The organism is Cryobacterium sp. TMT1-2-2 (assembly GCF_004403505.1).
In the GTDB taxonomy this organism is placed as follows: Bacteria; Actinomycetota; Actinomycetes; order Actinomycetales; family Microbacteriaceae; genus Cryobacterium; species Cryobacterium flavum.
Genome location: NZ_SOGS01000003.1, coordinates 110,466 through 127,226, shown reverse-complemented (window position 1 = coordinate 127,226; position 16,761 = coordinate 110,466). Strand labels below are relative to the sequence as shown.

General features: G+C 64.2%; 18 protein-coding genes. 6 read left to right on the top strand and 12 right to left on the bottom strand.

From position 1 onward, the window contains the following. Window positions 1-2: 2 nt before the first annotated feature. Window positions 3-818, bottom strand: coding sequence for an alpha/beta fold hydrolase (locus tag E3T35_RS02810; RefSeq protein ID WP_134377835.1), 816 nt, complete (start codon window positions 816-818; stop codon window positions 3-5). Between the two features lie 81 nt (window positions 819-899). On the opposite strand from E3T35_RS02810, the gene E3T35_RS02805 reads away from it, so the two are divergent. Beyond that, window positions 900-1,820, top strand: a complete 921-nt coding sequence (locus E3T35_RS02805) for an AEC family transporter (RefSeq protein WP_134344664.1) — start codon at window positions 900-902, stop codon at window positions 1,818-1,820. A gap of 7 nt (window positions 1,821-1,827) precedes the next feature. Here the strand turns inward: E3T35_RS02805 and E3T35_RS02800 are convergent, their stop codons facing one another. The 4 genes from E3T35_RS02800 to E3T35_RS02785 form a co-directional block, all read right to left on the bottom strand. Further along, window positions 1,828-2,682, bottom strand: coding sequence for a fumarylacetoacetate hydrolase family protein (locus E3T35_RS02800; protein WP_134377834.1), 855 nt, complete (start codon window positions 2,680-2,682; stop codon window positions 1,828-1,830). An 81-nt stretch (window positions 2,683-2,763) separates the two neighbouring features. Continuing rightward, window positions 2,764-4,830, bottom strand: coding sequence for a TRAP transporter fused permease subunit (locus tag E3T35_RS02795; RefSeq protein ID WP_134377833.1), 2,067 nt, complete (start codon window positions 4,828-4,830; stop codon window positions 2,764-2,766). Then, window positions 4,827-5,357: a hypothetical protein gene (locus E3T35_RS02790; RefSeq protein ID WP_134344661.1), complete on the bottom strand. Its 531-nt coding sequence runs from the start codon at window positions 5,355-5,357 to the stop codon at window positions 4,827-4,829. Before E3T35_RS02790 ends, E3T35_RS02795 begins: the two co-directional genes overlap by 4 nt. 6 nt (window positions 5,358-5,363) lie before the next feature. Next, window positions 5,364-6,356 carry a TAXI family TRAP transporter solute-binding subunit gene (locus tag E3T35_RS02785; protein ID WP_134377832.1) on the bottom strand — a complete coding sequence of 331 codons (993 nt, stop codon included), beginning with the start codon at window positions 6,354-6,356 and terminating at the stop codon, window positions 5,364-5,366. A gap of 209 nt (window positions 6,357-6,565) precedes the next feature. Here E3T35_RS02785 and E3T35_RS02780 point away from each other — a divergent pair, with 209 nt between their 5' ends. Genes E3T35_RS02780 through E3T35_RS02765 form a run of 4 tightly spaced genes read left to right on the top strand, consistent with a single transcriptional unit; the run spans window position 6,566 to window position 9,945 of the window. Further along, window positions 6,566-7,441, top strand: a complete 876-nt coding sequence (locus tag E3T35_RS02780) for an NAD(P)-dependent oxidoreductase (protein ID WP_134377831.1) — start codon at window positions 6,566-6,568, stop codon at window positions 7,439-7,441. A 28-nt stretch (window positions 7,442-7,469) separates the two neighbouring features. After that, complete coding sequence (locus tag E3T35_RS02775) at window positions 7,470-8,255, top strand: SDR family oxidoreductase (RefSeq protein WP_134344658.1); 786 nt, start codon at window positions 7,470-7,472, stop codon at window positions 8,253-8,255. 4 nt (window positions 8,256-8,259) lie between these two features. Further along, on the top strand, window positions 8,260-9,234 hold the full coding sequence (locus E3T35_RS02770; RefSeq protein WP_198420989.1) for a dihydrodipicolinate synthase family protein: 975 nt from the start codon (window positions 8,260-8,262) through the stop codon (window positions 9,232-9,234). 54 nt (window positions 9,235-9,288) lie between these two features. Then, window positions 9,289-9,945 (top strand): GntR family transcriptional regulator, encoded by a 657-nt coding sequence (locus E3T35_RS02765; protein WP_134344657.1) that lies wholly within the window; start codon window positions 9,289-9,291, stop codon window positions 9,943-9,945. A gap of 21 nt (window positions 9,946-9,966) precedes the next feature. On the opposite strand, the gene E3T35_RS02760 is transcribed toward E3T35_RS02765, so the two are convergent. Both E3T35_RS02760 and lhgO read right to left on the bottom strand, forming a co-directional pair. Further along, window positions 9,967-10,386 carry a cupin domain-containing protein gene (locus tag E3T35_RS02760; protein WP_092338201.1) on the bottom strand — a complete coding sequence of 140 codons (420 nt, stop codon included), beginning with the start codon at window positions 10,384-10,386 and terminating at the stop codon, window positions 9,967-9,969. Further along, window positions 10,383-11,570, bottom strand: a complete 1,188-nt coding sequence (lhgO, locus tag E3T35_RS02755; protein ID WP_134377830.1) for an L-2-hydroxyglutarate oxidase — start codon at window positions 11,568-11,570, stop codon at window positions 10,383-10,385. The genes E3T35_RS02760 and lhgO overlap by 4 nt, the downstream gene beginning before the upstream one ends. A gap of 52 nt (window positions 11,571-11,622) precedes the next feature. Here lhgO and E3T35_RS02750 point away from each other — a divergent pair, with 52 nt between their 5' ends. Then, entirely contained in the window at window positions 11,623-12,357 is a 735-nt protein-coding gene (locus E3T35_RS02750; protein WP_134377829.1) for a fumarylacetoacetate hydrolase family protein, read from the top strand. 15 nt (window positions 12,358-12,372) lie between these two features. On the opposite strand, the gene E3T35_RS02745 is transcribed toward E3T35_RS02750, so the two are convergent. From E3T35_RS02745 to E3T35_RS02725, 5 genes are read right to left on the bottom strand one after another with little or no spacing between them, the layout of a single operon-like run. Next, window positions 12,373-13,059 carry a GntR family transcriptional regulator gene (locus tag E3T35_RS02745; RefSeq protein ID WP_134344654.1) on the bottom strand — a complete coding sequence of 229 codons (687 nt, stop codon included), beginning with the start codon at window positions 13,057-13,059 and terminating at the stop codon, window positions 12,373-12,375. Between the two features lie 41 nt (window positions 13,060-13,100). Then, on the bottom strand, window positions 13,101-13,778 hold the full coding sequence (locus E3T35_RS02740; protein ID WP_134377828.1) for a GntR family transcriptional regulator: 678 nt from the start codon (window positions 13,776-13,778) through the stop codon (window positions 13,101-13,103). 30 nt (window positions 13,779-13,808) lie between these two features. Beyond that, on the bottom strand, window positions 13,809-14,969 hold the full coding sequence (locus tag E3T35_RS02735) for an acyl-CoA dehydrogenase family protein (RefSeq protein WP_104090059.1): 1,161 nt from the start codon (window positions 14,967-14,969) through the stop codon (window positions 13,809-13,811). Beyond that, a complete protein-coding gene (locus E3T35_RS02730; protein ID WP_134377827.1) occupies window positions 14,962-16,158 on the bottom strand; it encodes a CaiB/BaiF CoA-transferase family protein in 1,197 nt (398 codons plus the stop codon). Before E3T35_RS02730 ends, E3T35_RS02735 begins: the two co-directional genes overlap by 8 nt. Then, window positions 16,155-16,754, bottom strand: coding sequence for a carboxymuconolactone decarboxylase family protein (locus tag E3T35_RS02725; protein ID WP_241988712.1), 600 nt, complete (start codon window positions 16,752-16,754; stop codon window positions 16,155-16,157). The genes E3T35_RS02730 and E3T35_RS02725 overlap by 4 nt, the downstream gene beginning before the upstream one ends. Window positions 16,755-16,761 lie beyond the last annotated feature (7 nt).

Below are 16,761 nucleotides of genomic sequence, written 5' to 3'. Positions count from 1 at the left end.
GATCAGAGACTGTTGGTCGCGAGCCAGCTGATCAGTACGCGCTGAAACTCCAGCGGATGCTCGACGCTCGGCAGGTGCGCGGTGTCGCGGAACGTGCATCCGCTGGCCTGCGGCAACATCTCCAACAAGAACTCGTACTGCGCCAGCGATGACGTGACGTCGAGCTCACCCACAGTGACCAGCGCGGGAACGTCGATGTCACTCACCCGGTCGAGCGCCGGCGGCTCCAACGGAATCAGGATCGGCGCTTCCGTGGCGTGGATGACGTTGCGCAGATTCAGCTCCTGCGCGAGGGCCAGAAAAGCGGGATCTACGTCGGCCGCCTTGCGCGTGGGTCCAACCGCCCACAGCGCAACCTCGAGCCGCGCCAGCCGCGGCCACTGGCGGGCTTCGAAGGCCGCATCCAGCTTGTCGAACAGGGCGTCTTCCTTCTCGGTGAGTTCCACATCGGGAAACCCGCTGGGCCCTGACCCGATCGTCACGAGGCCGGCGACTCGCTCGGGCCTCGCCACGGCGAGGTCGATCGCGATCGTGCCTCCGCGTGAGCAGCCGATCAGGGTGGCGCGAGCGACGCCGAGATGATCGAGCAGCGCCGTGGCATCCGCTCGGTTGGAGAATTCCACATTCTGGGTCGTGGTCTGACCGAAACCACGGGTGTCGAAGCGGATGACGTAGTGGTGCGCTGCGAGGGCGGCTACCTGCGGATCCCACATGCGCAGGGTCGCGATGCCCGCGTGAATCAGCAGCAGGGCTGGCGAGGCGGGGTCTCCCTGAGTCTCGTAGTAGAGGAAAGCGCCAGGAACGTCGAGTCGGGGCATGCCTGGATCGTAGCAACGTCGATCGCACGACCGAAAGGGCCGCGCGGGAGATCAGCTGAGTGAACCCGTAGGCTCAACTAAATGGGCGGTGTTTTGGTCGGGTTTTCGATTATCGGATTTGTGATCCTGATCGGGTACTTCGTCGAACGATTCAGTCTGGTCGGGGCGGGCGCCGGCCGGGTGCTCAACCGCATGGCGTACTTCGTCGCGACCCCCGCACTGCTGTTCACCGTGCTCTCGCACGCTGACGTCTCGGTGCTGTTCTCCGAGTTTCTGGCCGCCATCGTCTGCACGGTCCTCGTGGGCGCTTTGCTCTATGTGGTGGCGTCCCGCTTGTTCTTTCGCACTCCGTTGGCCGAGACGGTGCTGGGTGCGTCGAGCGCGACCTATATCAATGTCAACAACATCGGATTGCCGGTGGCCATCTATGTGCTCGGCAGTGCCCAGTATGTGGCGCCAGTGGTGCTGCTGCAGCTGGTGATTCTGGCCCCGACCATTCTGGCGATTCTCGACCTGGCCACCCACGGCCGGGCATCCCTGCGATCGATCCTTACCCAACCGTTTCGCAATCCGATGATTCTCGCCTCACTCGCCGGTGTGGTCGTTGCGGTGTCCGGCATCACCCTGCCGGACCCGGTACTGGCACCGTTCGAGCTCATCGGCGGAGCAGCCATTCCCATGGTCTTGCTCTCGTTCGGCATGTCCCTGCACGGCCAGCGCCTGCTGCAGGCAGGCACCGGCCGCAAACAGGTCGTCGTGGCCACGGTGATCAAGGTCGTACTGGCACCGATCATCGCGTACCTGTTCGGTCATTTCGTGTTCGACCTCGACGGCGCCCAGCTGTTCGCGGTCGTCGCCGTGTCGGCCCTGCCGACCGCGCAGAACATTTTCAACTTCGCCTCGCGTTACGACCGGGCGATCGTCGTCACCCGCGACACCGTGTTACTCACGACGATCCTCTCGATGCCGGCCTTGATCGTCGTCGCGGCCCTGCTGGCGTGACTGCGCGTTAGCGCGACTGGTCCACAACGGGATTCTGCAGAACACCGATCCCCGGGATGCGACACTCCGCGACATCCCCCGGCCGAACCTGCACCGCACCGGGCGTTCCGGTCGAAATGATATCGCCGGGATAGAGCGGCATGACCTTGCTGTGAAAGCTGATGAGGAAAGCCGGGTCGTAGCGCATGTTTGAAACGGTGTTACTGCGGTGAACGGCACCGTTGATGACCGTTGACACCGTGACGTCGGCCAAAGAGTCGTAGAACGCAAACACTTCTGACAACGGCACGATGCTCGGCCCGAAGGAGAAGAACCCGGGAAAGTTCTTCGACCGCGTCAGAAACCGGGGATTTCTCTGCAGGATATCTTCGGCCGTCTGGTCGAGGAGCGGAACCACGCCGGCCACATAGCCCAACGCATCGTCCGGTTCAACGTTGCGGCAGTATCGTCCGATCACGATGCCCAGTTCGGCCTCAGCGGTGGTGCGGATGCTTTGCCAGGGGATCGGGATGTTCTCGCCCGGACCGATGATGGTGTGGTCGCCCTTGATAAACGAGGCCGGCTCGTCCGGTACGCCCTCGGCGAGATCCGACGCATGTTCCACATAGTTCAATCCGATGCCCCACAACATGCGGGGGTGCCGATACGGCGCACCGAAGGTCACGGAATCCGCCGGGCGAAAGACCGAAGCGTCAGCGGCGAGAGCTGCCGCCTCGATCGCATCCGCTGTGCCCGCAGTCAGGACCTCAAGCACGTCGCCCGTGAAGCCCGGCAGGAGATCGCGAATCAGCGCTACTCCGCGGTCAGGAAGGATGACGGCGGCGATTTCAAACGAACCGTCACGAACAGTACAGAGACGCATGGGCAGCCTTTCACGTAGCGCGAAATGTGGTCTACAGGGTGAAGCGGGGGGGGCGACCAACACGCTTGGTCACCCCGCGGATCAGGCCGTGGTGCTGTGTGAGACTGCCGGTTCGGCTGTCTCGGCGGCCCGACGCCGACGCCCGATCAGGTGCACGACGATTCCCAGCACGATCATGCCGACCCCGATGGCCATGGGGAGGAGGGACAGGGTGACGAGCGGCAAGGCACCGCCACCGATCAGGAGCCGCTCCGGCAACTTCGCCGGGCCCCAGAGCCAGCCGCCGGTTGCGACAGCGAGAGCGGCGACAGCCAGCACGGAAGTCACAGTCGCCAGCACGATTGACCAGACCCCACCCTGCAGGAGCAGGCCGATCCCGGCCTCGGACAGCACGAATACGAATGGCACCAGGAAGGCCGTGAGGGTGTACTTCCAGGTCAGCCACATCGTCGTGATGGGTTTGCCACCGGTAATAGCGGATGCTGCGAACGGCGACAGCGCCGTCGGCGGGGACACCTCGCTGAGCACCGAGTAGTAGAAGATGAACATTGCCGCGGCGAATGCCGGCACACCGACGTCCTGCAGGGCTGGACCGATGATGACCCAGGAGATGATGAAGCTCGCCGTGACCGGAACGGCCAGGCCGAGCAGGGTGACCGCGACAGCGGAGAGGATGGCCGTCAGCAGCAGGTTGCCGCCGGCGGCGGACACGATGATGCCCGCCAGCTTCAGCCCGAGGCCGGTGAGAGTGAGCACGCCGACGATGAGGCCGGCCGCGGCCATCACGGGGATGATCGACATGGCGCCGGCGGCTCCCGTGGCCAAGGCGTCCCAGATTCGACGTGGCGTCATCCACGACGAGCGATCAAAGAAGCTCAGCACGAGGGCAAGCACCGTGGCGTAGACAACGGCGCGGAACGGCGTCATTCCGAACGACATGAACACCACGATCGCAGCGAGCGAACTGAAGTGATAGCCGAATCGCAGCAGGAGCTTGCCGATCGGCTTCACCTCCATCTTCACGTCGGTCGTCTTGAAGCGGCGCGAGTCCATTTCAATGGAGAGGATGAGTCCGAAGTAGTACAGGATCGTCGGAATGATGGCCCAGATCAGCACCTGCAGGTAGGAGACGCCGAGCAGAGCAGCGATGATGAAGGCCGCAGCACCCATCATCGGCGGAGCCATGATCGCGCCGATACCGGCAGCCGCGAGTAGGGCGCCGCCGTGCTCGCGCGGGTAGCCGGCACGGCGCAGCAGTGGCCAGGAGATTCCACCGAGGGTCACCGTGGTGGCAACGCCGGAACCGGAAACTGTGCCGAGCAGGAAGCCGGCCAGGGTGACAGTGCGACCAGGGCCTGCGGCAGATCGTCCGAAAGCCGCGAACGAAAGATCGATGAAAAATTTGCTCGCCCCGGAACCGGTCAGGACGGCGCCGTACAGGGTGAACAGAATGACGAAGGTGGCCGCCACATTGGTGGGAACACCGAACAATCCCTGGGTGCCCATGATGTTGTGACCGACGAGGCGGGACCAGTCGAACGATGAGGTGCCGAACACGCCCGGAATATAGGAACCCCAGTGGGCGTAGGCGAAGAAGACGATGACGGCAATGGGGATCATCAGACCCACGGTGCGGCGCGCGGCTTCGAGAGTCACCAGAATGGCGAGCGTGCCCATGATGACGTCGAGGTCGGTGGGAATGATCGCCCGACGAAAGAATGCGTCCCAGTCGGAGATGATGTACGCAAAGGGCACAACCGCGACCACGGCGAGTAACCAGTCCGCGATGCGGGGGTTGTCTTTCGCGCCCGGGACCTTGGCCTTGTTCTTGCTGCCCCAACCCCGGTAGGCGAGAAAGGTGGCCGACAGGGCGAGCATCAGGAATGCGGGGAGGTAGAACTGCGAGGCCATCGGGTTGAAAACCCAGTACAGACCGAACAGGGAAAGAGCGACCCCCATGATCTTGACCACGAGCTGGGGAATACCGCTGAGCTTGCGCGCGGGTATTTCAGCATCGAACTCCGCGAGTAGCGCTTCCTCATCGATTTTGGGATCGGCCTCGTCGAGCAGGTCCGATGCGGTGCCGCCCGGTGCGCTCGGCGGTGATTTGGTGTTGACGGCTGCGCTGCGGCCCGTTTCCTGGGTCATGGTGTCTCCTCGATCTCAAGTACTAGGTAGGGGGCGGCATCGTCGACAAGCTGCCAGAGTGCGTAGGGCGACGACCCGGGAATGTGAATGGTTCGTTCGCCGAGGTCGGTTGCCGCGATCGAGAGTGCCTCGAACACGGCCGGATGCCTGGGGTCCGGCTCGACGACATAGGCGCGTCGGTCGCCGGGCGATGCGCGGCGCGGAGCGTCGGGCACGGCGTAATACTCTTCGATCACGGCCAGCTGATCGGCCGCTATTTCGACCAATTCGTATTTTCCGTCGGCGGCAACGACGTAGCGTTCCTCAGCCATGGTCTGGTAGATCGAATTGCGATAGCTGACGGAGAACGAGTCTCCGTTCAGCGGAAGGCTGGCCAGCACGTCGCCGTCCTGGTCACGGACCACGATCATCCGTTCGCCGCTCCCGTCGGCGCTGGCGTCGACCGGCCCGAAGGCGGTGACGAGGCCGAGAGCGCCGACGGTGAGCGTGACGAGCGCCGCCGCGATGGCAACGGCTGGCTTGCGCATCGCGGTTTAGCTGGCCTGGTCGAAGTACGTCTGGGCGCCCGCGCAGGTGGTGATGTAGGGAACGTTACCGGCCGTCGCGGCGTCCAGTTCCTCGGCTGCCGGGTGCACCTGGATCAGGGCTTCCTTATTGTCGAAGATGGCTGCCGTGATCTGCTCCTGCAGGGTCTCGTCCATGTCATTGCTGGCGACCAGCAGGTTCGGCGAGACGATCACCGACACTGCTTCGGTCTGGCCCTCGTAGGTGTTGGCCGGGATGTCCTGTTCGACGTAGTAGGCACCGAATTCGGTGGCGAGAGCATCGGCGTATTCGCCGAAGTTCACCAGCACCATGTCGCCGGTGCTGGCATAGTCGACCAGCGCACCGGTGGGGAGGCCGCCAGACCAGAAGCCGGCGTCAATCGTGCCGTCGCGCAGTGCGTCGGCGGTCTCGGCGGCGCCGAGCTGGCGGCGGTCGATGTCGGTCTCTACGTTGATGCCGGCGGCTTCGAGAATGCGGATGGCGCCGACTTCGGTGGCCGAGGACGGGGATCCGACGGAGACGCGCAAGCCCTTCATGTCTTCAACGCTTTCAATGCCGGTGCCGGACGAGGTGACCAGCTGCATGTAGTTGTTGTAGAGGTTACCGAGCGAGCAGATGTCGGCAGGATTGTCCGCGAAGGAACCGACACCATCCACGGCATCGGAGACCACATCGCCCACCACGAGGGCCAAGTCGGCCGCGCCTGTCTGGATCAGAAGCAGATTGTCGACGGATGCGTTCGTTTCCTGAACGGTGGCGCTGTACCCCTCGATGTCGTTGCCGATCATTGTGGCGATACCGCCACCCAGCGGGTAGTACACACCGCCGGTGCCCCCGGCCGCAATGGACAGGGCGGTGGAGCCGCCGGCCGCGCCGCCGCCGTCACTGCAGGCGGTGAGAAAGAGGGCCGGTACCGCGAGAGCGGCAATGGCAATGCGTACTGTGCGTCGTTGCGGGATTGAACGAGAGCGGATGGTCATGAGCTGTGTGCTCCAAACTTCATTGGTTCGAGCGGGCTTGGGAATGTGATCATCCCTCTGTACATTTATACATTCGTCGTACCATCTACGTCAACAAACCCGAATTATCGGCATGTAATTCCTCAACATTGACAGGATTGTCTAAATTTCGTACAGTCGGGATCAATGCAGTTAGTGCGAACCCAGTCAATTCGATGGACAGGAACCCAATGAAGCTGGCCATCATCGGTTGTGGCGAGGTCGGACGGCTCTATGCTGCCGCCGCGGCAGCGGCATTCGACGTGGTGCTGTGCGATTCGTTCCCCTCATCGCAAGCCCGGGAATGCGCCCGGCAACTCGACGTCGAGTTGAAGGAAACCATTGGCGAGTGGCTCGGCGAGGTAGATCGGGTCTGGGCCTGCGTGCCCGGCGATGTCGCAGACAGCGCGGCCGAAGCCGCCCTGCCTTTTCTTCGTGCCGACACGGTCTACGTCGATCTGAGTACCGCGACCACCGCGGGCAAGAAAGAAATGGGCCAGCGGATGTCCGCCAGGAACGTCGCGTATGTCGACGCCGCGATCATGGGCGCCATCGCACTCACCGGGTTGCAGACCCCGATCCTGCTCGCCGGGCCTCGAGCGGAAACCGCGCTGGCCGATTTCGCGACGATTCAGGCCCCGGCCCGTGCACTCGCCGATGGTGAACCGGGCGATGCTATGACGTTGAAGCTTTTGCGCACGGTGCTCACCAAGGGGCTGGAAGCCCTCGGAGTGGAATGCCTGATCGCGGCCGAGAGCCAGGGTGTTCGGGACGAGCTGTACCTGGTTCTCGACGACATCAACCAGGCCGGATTCACGCAATTTCTCAACGCCATCGTGCGCACGCACGTGGTGCACGCCGAGCGGCGATCCCACGAGGTTCATCGGGCCATTGCCCAGCTGAATGACATCGGCCTGCCGGCAACGGTACTCGCCGGCACCTCAGGGCGTTACGAGCAGACGATTCGTTCCCTGCGCGAGAACCCGGCAGCTCCGGGGACGGCAGATCACATTGACTCAGCGGTAGCTTGGCTGCTCGAATCCACGCTCGCGCGCAACGAGAACTGACCGCCGGCACGTCAACGAAAGGATCACCATGGACCTAGGAATCGGAACGAAAACGGCACTCGTGCTGGGTGCCGGCGGTGGCCTGGGAGGAGCCATCGCCCGCGCCCTGGCCGCCGAGGGCGTTTCTGTCGCTGTCGCCAGCAGAACCCTGGCGGGGGCCGCTGCCACCGTCAGCGCCATCACCGACGCCGGAGGCCGAGCCGAAGCCTTCGCCTGGGACCTCGCCGATCTCGTCGAGATGGACCGACAGGTCAGCCTGATTGAACAGCGCCTGGGCGGAATCGACATCCTCATCAATATGACCGGCGGACCCAAACCAACGCCGGTCAGCGGAGTACCCGCCGCAGAGTGGACCAGCTACTTCCAATCGATGGTCCTTCCGGTGATCGCACTGACCGATCGAGTGCTTCCCGGAATGCGCGAACGACAGTGGGGTCGCATCATCACGAACACGAGTTCGGGAGTGATCGCCCCCATCCCGAATCTGGGATTGTCGAATGCCCTGCGGTCGACCCTGGTCGGGTGGTCAAAGACCCTGGCACGCGAAGTCGGTGGCGATGGCATCACCGCGAACACCGTGCTGCCCGGCCGCATCCTTACTGGCCGCATCGCCTTTCTCGACGAAGCGAAGGCGACACGCGAGAATCGTGCGGTGGCCGACGTGACCGCCGAGAGCGAAGCCACTATTCCGCTCGGCCGCTACGGCACCCCCGATGAGTACGGCAAAACGGTCGCGTTCCTGGCCAGCGAGGCGGCTTCCTACATCACTGGGTCGACCATTCGTATTGATGGAGGATTGATCGCCAGTGTCTGAGCGGATGACTGCGCACACGGCTAGCACGATGGTGACGGCGGGAGCATTTTCGCGTTCTACCGCCGGGGTCTACGCCATCGCCCCCACCCCCTTCCTCGAGGACGGGGCGGTGGACTACGTCTCGCTCGACCGCCTGATCGAGTTCTACAACGAGTCCGGTGTCGATGGGCTGACCGTTCTGGGACAGCTCGGCGAAGCACCGAAGCTCTCGGCCGAGGAAGCCGTGCGGATCGCCACGCGGTTCGTGGAACGCACGACCTTTCCCATCATCGTCGGAGCGTCCGCACCGGGCTTTGCGGCGATGCAGGCCCTAACGGCGGCCGTGATGGACGCCGGAGCGGCGGGCGTCATGATTGCCCCACCCGTTTCGCTGCGCACCGACGATCAAATCGTGGGTTACTACGCGGGTGCCAGTGCGGCCATCGGCGCCGAAACACCGTTCGTTATCCAGGATTACCCGCTGACCTTCTCGGTGGTGATGACGCCCCAGGTGATTCGACGGATTGCCCTCGAGAACGACAACGCCCTCATGCTTAAGCACGAGGATTGGCCGGGGCTCGAGAAGATCACCACCCTGCGCGGCTATGAAGCTGACGGCAGCATGCCTCGGCTGTCGATCCTCTGCGGCAATGGCGGCCTCTTTCTGGACTTCGAAACGGAACGTGGTGCCGACGGCGCCATGACCGGCTATTGCTTTCCGGAAATGCTCGTCGACACGGTGGCGTTGGCCGCTGCGGGGAACCGCGAGGCGGCCCACGACCTGTTCGACGCCCACCTGCCGTTAATTCGTTACGAGCAGCAGCCGGGAATCGGTCTGGCGGTTCGCAAGTACGTCTTCGCGCGCCGTGGTGTTATCGCTTCCGCAGCCCAACGGTCACCGTCCGGCCGAATGACAGAAACAACCAGGGCCGAGGTCGATTACCTGCTGGAACGTTTGTCGCACCACGACCCCCGGGCGAAAATGTCGCGAGAACACTGACGCTAAGCTACAGCTGCTGTACAGCAGCCGAGTCAACTGAGAACGGGAAGAACAATGGCAGGTGCAGACGACAGCGTTTACGCGGTGGTGCGGGGCCGCATCGTGTCGGGTGCCTATCCACCAGGCCAGCACCTGCTCGAGTCCGTTCTCACCGCTGAGCTCGGCGTCAGCCGTTCTCCCGTGCGTGCGGCCTTGCGCCGGTTGACCGAGGAAAGTCTGGTCATCACGGAACCCCATCGGGGTGCTTTCGTGGCGCAGCTGACCCGCTCGGACATCGACGAAGTCTTTGACCTGCGACAAAATTTGGAGTCCAAAGCGGCGGGGCTGGCCGCGCTCATCCGCTCGGACGATGAAGCCGATGCGTTGTTTGAATCGGTGCGGGCGATGGAGGCGATCATTGAAGCGCGGTCGCCGAGCTATCGCGCGGAACTCCTGGCGAACAACCAGGAGTTCCACGATCTCATTCTGGCGGCGGCCAGAGCCCCCCGACTGGTTCAGATCGTGCGCACGCTCACGGCGTCGTCACTGTCTCTGGGTGCCTTCTATTACTACTCCGACGAGGATATCGCCCGCAGCGTGGCGTTTCACCGTGATCTCGCCGTCGCCATCCTGAAACAGCACCCCGAGGTGGCGGCCGCGCTCATGGCCGCCCACCTCGGCATCGCCCATCACGCTTTCGTCGACCGCAGATTCGGCGACGCGCGCGCCTAGCGCCGTTCAACAGGAAGGGGTCTAACCGTGGTCTTCGCCGTCGATTCGGCCCGTGACACCGGTGTCCACCATCGTGCGGGTCGCATCGGCTGACCCGTAGGTCCAGAGGATGCGCATGGGGTTGACCAGCGACGCATTGCGAAAGTGATGCGGAATATCGGCGGGAACAAAGGTGGTGTCGAAGGTCGACAACCGTGTTTCAACGCCGTCGATGTTCACGACTGCTTCACCCTGAACGACGACCACGCTCTCGATGCAGTTGTGGCTGTGGTGGCCGATCGCTGCCCCAGGTTCGAAGGTCGTCAGGCCATTGAGAAAAGTGTCTGCGCCAATCGCTTTGGTGACGAGAGCAACAGTGGATGCGCCGTTGCCGCGATCCCGCGCCGGCAGCGCGGCCGGAACCAGAATGCGCGGCAGCACCACGCGCGTCGGCTCGGTCATCGTAGGGCTGCCAATTCATCGGCAACAGCCCGGCCGATTTCCAGCCCGGCCGTCGCGGCGGGGGATGGCGCATTCAGCACGTGAATTTGCCGGGGGGCGCGTTCAAAATAGAAATCGTCGACCAGGCTGCCGTCTCGTCGCATGGCCTGAGCGCGTACTCCGGCGTGGGTGGGCACCAGACTGTCGTCGGCCAGTGCGGGAACGAGCTCGCGCAGGCTCGCCAGAAAGCGCTTCTGCGACAGGGAACGGGCGACCTCATCGAGTCCGTTTCGCCAGAACTTCTTGCCCAACTTCCACAAACCTGGCCATCTGGCACTTTCCCAGGTATCCCGGGGGTTGATCTGAAGCCAGGTATAGCCTTCGCGGGCGAGGGCGAAGACGGCATTGGGTCCGGCGTGAACGCCCCCCTTGACCATTTTGGTCAGGTGCACTCCGAGGAACGGAAACGCCGGGTTCGGCACCGGATAGATGAGGCCGTTCACCAGGTGCGTCGACTCGGGCGTGAGCTCAAAGTATTCGCCCCGAAACGGAATGATCCGCACGTCGGGTTTCAGGCCGGCCAGACTGGCGACCCGGTCGCTGTGCAGTCCGGCACAGTTCACGAACTCGTCGGCGCGATATTCCGCCACTTTCGTGGTGACCGTCACCGCGTCCGGATGGGTCGTCACGCCGACGATCTTCTGGTCGAAGAGAACTTCACCTCCGCTTTGCTCGATCAGCCGACACAGTGCGGCGCACACGCCGCGATAGTCCACGATGCCGGTGGATGGCACCTTCAACGCGGCCACGGCGTTGACGTGAGGCTCAACCTCGCGCGCCTCGGACGCGCTGACGATGCTGCAGCCCACTCCGTTGGCCTGGCCGCGTTCGTAGAGTCGTTCCAGCGCGGGTATCTGAGACGCACTCGTGGCGACAACGAGTTTTCCGCAGATATCAATGGCGACTCCGTTGTCTTTCGCGAAGCGCTCCATTGAAATGGCCCCGGCCTGGCCCAGCGTCGCCTTCAGGCTTCCGGGGGTGTAGTACAGGCCGGAGTGGATGACGCCGGAATTGTTGCCGGTCTGGTGCGCCGCAACGCCGCGTTCCTTCTCCAGCACGGTCACGCGGTGGCCTCGGCGCGTGAGCTCGTACGCGGTGGAAAGTCCGACGATGCCCGCTCCGGCGACGATGACGTGAGTCTTCATTGATTCGATCCCGCCTATAGTTTGCTTACTGAGAGCATACTATAGTGAAATAATGCACCCGATCAATCCACTGTCTGCCGTCTCCTCGCCGCCGACCGCGCCCAGCCTTCCGATCATCGACTCGGATGATCGCTACTACCTGCGCCGGGTGTTCTGCGTGGGGCGCAACTATGCCGATCACGCGCGCGAACTGGGTAACGACCCCGATCGGGAGCCCCCCTTCTTCTTCGCCAAGCCGGCCGATGCCGTGTTCGCCGTCGACGAGGGTGTTCCGGAGTTCGGGATCGCCCCGCACGAGGTGCCCTACCCGCCGCAGACCGCCAATCTGCACTACGAGATGGAACTCGTCGTGGCGATCGGCGCCGGCGGCAGCGATATCACGGTAGCGGATGCCCTCAGCCACGTTTGGGGCTACGGCGCCGGGATCGACCTGACGCGCCGCGATCTCCAGGACGAGGCCAAGGCGCTGAAGCGGCCGTGGGATCTCTCCAAGGGGTTCGACTTCTCAGGCCCCTGCACCCCGCTTGTGGCAGCAGCCCGGATCGGTCATCCGGCTGCCGGAACCGTGTGGCTGAGCGTGGATGGCGACAGTCGCCAGCACGGCGATCTCGCCGACCAGATCTGGTCCGTTCCGGAGGTGGTCGCGTCGCTGTCGAGCTTCGTCACCCTCCGGCCGGGCGATCTGATCTTCACCGGCACGCCGGCCGGAGTGGGCGCCATCGTGACCGGCAACGAGGTTCGTGGTGGTGTCGACGGAATCGGCGAGCTGAGCTTTCGCGTCGTCTGACCCGGCGAATCGCCGCTATTCGTTCGCGAGGATGGTTTTGCGATCACTGAGAGCGCGCAACCGGGCGCTCTCGATGTGGTGGCGCATCAGGTCGGCAGCGGCTTCGGGCGAACGCGCCACGAAAGCATCGTAGATCTGCCGGTGTTCTGCGGCGGCGAATCGGGCATCCGCTGAACCGAGTTTCACGAACAGGCGAAAGCGCTGCACCTGACCGCCGAGGGACCGATAGGCCCCCTCGAGAAAGGGGTTCGCCGACTGTTCGGCGATGAGAGAGTGAAAATCCTCGTCGGCCGACCAGTACTCCCGAAAGGAACGCACCACCTGGGACTCCGAGAGGCGCAGCAGGTCATCGATCGGCACCAGGAGTTTTGCGAGGAACTCCGGCGTCACCCGCCGGCCAGCCTCCAGCGCCAGGGCCGGCTCGAGCACGAGCCGGGCTTCCATGAGCTTGTCCAGCTCGACTTCGCTGAACAGCGGCGCCACGAAGTAGCCCCGAAGAGCTTCGCGATGCACGAGCCCGGTGTGTTCGAGACGGGCGAGCGCCTCGCGGATCGGCGTCTGGCTCACCTCGAACTCGCGCGACAGCGTGGGAATGTTCAGCGCAGCACCCGGATCGAACGTGCCGTTCATCAACTGGCCGAACAAGAGGGCGTAGACCTTGTCAGCGTGCGTTGTGCGTTCCGGTGCGTCGTCTCGTGCCATAGTAAAATCCTACCGGCTATAGTTTGGACGAGTTTGGTGCTCTAAGTCAGCAGGGCGCGGAGCGCGTTCGTGGCGTGTCGCCGGTGATCGTCCAGGAGCTGGATCAGCCGGTCGGTGTCGCCGGCGGCGAATGCCTCCACCATTTGCGAGTGTTCACTCTCCACGCGCTCCCGGTTGCTGGGGGTTTCGTAGTACAGCAGCCGGTAGGCCTCGGTCGAGTCCCACAGGGCTCCGACAATACGTTCCAGCCGCGGCAGCCCGGCTGCCGCCACCAGCACGAAGTGAAACCGTCGATTGGCTTCGGTCATCGCCAGGAGGTCGCCACCGTCGCTGGCGATTTCGACCGCGCGGGCAGCGTCGCGAAAATCGCTCAGCACGCCGGCCGGCGGATTGGCCATGGTCGTGCGCACGGCTTCGGTCTCGAGCAGCTGCCGAAGTCGGTAGACCTCCAGCAGGTCGTCCAACGACAACCGCGCCACCCGGTAGCCACGGTGCGGCTCGTGCACCACCCGACCCTCGGCGGCCAGCGTGTTCAAGGCTTCGCGAACCGGCACCCGGCTCACCCCGAGGCGTTCGGCGAGCGTGTCCTGGCGAAGCGGCTGGTCGGGAACCAGCTCGCCGACGACGATCAGCCGCCGCAGCTCCTTGAGGACGAATTCCGGGGCCGTCGATGGCCGGGGGCCGGTCACCGAGGGGGGAGTTAGTCGTGTCACGGTCATGACTCTAACCCACCCCTCACTCACTCCTACTCAGCGGAAGGCCGCGATGCCGGTGATGTGCTGCCCGAGAATGAGGGTGTGAACCTCGTCGGTACCTTCATAGGTGCGCACGCTTTCCAGGTTGTTCGCGTGGCGCATCGGGGAATAGTCCAGGGTGATGCCGTTCCCGCCGAGCATGGCCCGCGCTTCCCGGCAGACTTCGATGGCCTCCCGGCAGTTGTTCAACTTGCCCACCGAGATTTGGTGGGTCGACAGCGTTCCGAGGTCCTTGAGCCGCCCGATCTGCAGGGCCAGCAGGGTTCCCTTGTTGATTTCGAGTGCCATGTTGACGAGTTTCTGCTGGGTCAGCTGGTAGCCGGCGAGCGGCTTGCCGAACTGCATCCGCTCGCGAGAGAAGTCGAGAACGGTCAGGTAGCTGTCTCGGGCAGCGCCCATCGCGCCCCAGATGATGCCGTAGCGCGCCTCGTTGAGGCACTCGAATGGTCCGCGCAGACCGCGAGCCTTCGGCAGCATCGCTGACTCCGGCAGTCGCAGGTCGGTGAGCTGGATTTCGCACTGGATCGACGCCCGCATCGACAGCTTCGGCTCGATCGGGGTCGCGACGAAGCCGGGAGTGTCGGTGGGCACGATGAACCCGCGGATACCGTCTCCGGTCATCGCCCAAATGATGGCCACCTGGGCCACCGAGGCGAGTCCGATCCACCGTTTCGTGCCGTTCAGCACCCAGTCGGAGCCATCACGATGGGCGAAGGTGGTCATGCTTCCCGGGTCGGACCCGGCCGTCGGCTCGGTCAGGCCGAAGCAGCCGATGATCTCACCGGCGGCCATGCGGGGCAGCCACTCGTTCTTCTGCTCCTCGGAGCCGTGCTTGTGAATCGCGCTCATGGCGAGGGAGCCCTGCACGCTCACGAAGGTGCGCAGCCCGGAATCGCCTGCCTCCAGTTCCATCGCCGCGAGGCCATACTCCACCGACGTGCGCCCGGGGCAGCCGTAGCCCTTGAGGTGCATGCCGAGAAGACCGAGCTTGGCCATTTCCGGCACGATTTCGAGCGGAAAAATCGCCTTTTCGTACCAATTCGCAATGTTTGGTTTGATCGACGAGTCGACGAAGGAACGAACTTCTCCGCGCAGGGCGATCTCGGTGTCGGTGAGCAGGGATTCAATGCCGATGAGATCTGAGGTGTCAAGCATGGGCTGTCCTTCTGGTCGTGGTGGTTACTGTGGTATTCAGTGCTGTGGTGTTGAACGTGGCTCCGGCGTGTTCGCCGAGCAACGGTGGCGGTCGCAGATAGCGCGCGGGGGTATGGGAGAGGCGAATCGGGTTAGCGATCTGCCGACTGGTACGGGAGCCGTCTGTCACGTCCACGACGGGAGCAAGGCCGAGCGTCGTGGCAAGCTCGAGCGCTTCGAGAATCGAGTTCACCTTGCCGGCCGGTACTCCGGCCAAGAGCAGAGCGGCCGACCACTCTGCGGCTGGCCGATGCTGCAAGCGCTCCTCGAGCAGTTCCTTGAGCGCAGCCCGGTGGGCCAGACGCTCGGTATTGCTGCCGAAACGGTCGTCGTCGGCCAGCTCGGGCAGACCGAGTACGCGCACCAGGTTGACGAATTGTTTGTCGGTGCCGACCGCTACGGCGATCGGGCCATCCTGGGTGCTGAAGGTTTCGTAGGGCGCAATGCTCGGGTGTGCGTTTCCCATTCGGCGCGGAGCCGTTCCGGTGGCGAGCGTGCTCGACGACTGGTTGACCATGCCGGCCAGCAGCGAGGAGAGCAGGTTCACCTCCACGCGTTGCCCCTGCCCGGTGCGATCGCGCACCCGCAGGGAGGCGAGGATTCCCACGACGGCGTTTTGGCCGGTGATCACATCGACGAGCGCGACGCCCACCTTGCTGGGCTCGGAATCGGGGGATCCGGTCACACTCATGAGACCACCGACGGCCTGCACCAGCAGGTCATACCCGGGAAGGTGAGCCCCGGCATCCGTACCGAAACCGGTGATCGAACAGTAGACCAGATCCGGTCGCTCTAGTCGGAGCGAAGCATCGTCGAGTCCGTACTTTTCCATCACGCCCGGACGAAAATTCTCGATCACCACGTCGGCGGTGAGGGCGATGCTGCGGGCTTCGGCCAACCCGGCTTCGGTGCGCAGGTCGCAGACGACGGATCTCTTGTTGCGGTTCACGCTGGCAAAGTAGGAGCCCATGCCGTTCGCGTCGACCGGCGGAACCCAGGCCCGGGTGTCGTCCCCGGCCGGGTGCTCGATCTTGATGACGTCGGCTCCAAAGTCGGCGAGCATCATGGAGGCGAACGGACCGGCCAATACCCGGGAGAAATCGGCGACCTTGATGCCGCCGAGCGGCGACCCGGTATCGATGTCGATCATGAGGAGACCTCCGTGACGCTGGCGGGAGCGGGAACGTCGAACGCGATCAGCAGACCAGCCAGCAGTTGGTAATACCCGGCCAAGATGGTGATCTCGACCAGGCCGGCGTGGCCGTGATGCTGCTCCGCCCGGGCGTGGGTGGCCGCATCGACGGCTCGGCCCCGCACGAGCGCCAGAGCGAAGGCGAGAGCGGATGCCTCCGCCTCGGTGGCCGTCTCGGGCGTCACCCCCTGGGCGAGCGCCCGCAATTCAAGCGGCGTGATGCCGACGGTGGCCGCCACTCGGCTGTGGGCGTACCACTCGTACTCACAGCCATATACGGCGGCGATCAGGCACACCACCAGTTCGCGGGTGCGGTTCTCGAGCGTGCCGGCAAAACGCAGCGAGGCACCGAGGGCCGAAACGGCCTGACCCAGGGCGGGGGAGTACAGTAGCGCGTTGAACGGGCCGGCCAGCAGCCCGTCATCGTCGACCACGAGGAACGGCCCGTCGCCGCGCGGGGGAGCGATGATCTCGTCGTAGAGGCGTCGCCCGGCGGGGTCGAGGTCGGACGGGGACAGCAGCGGAAGACGCCCGCCCTGTGCGTGTTCGATCACGGCCCGA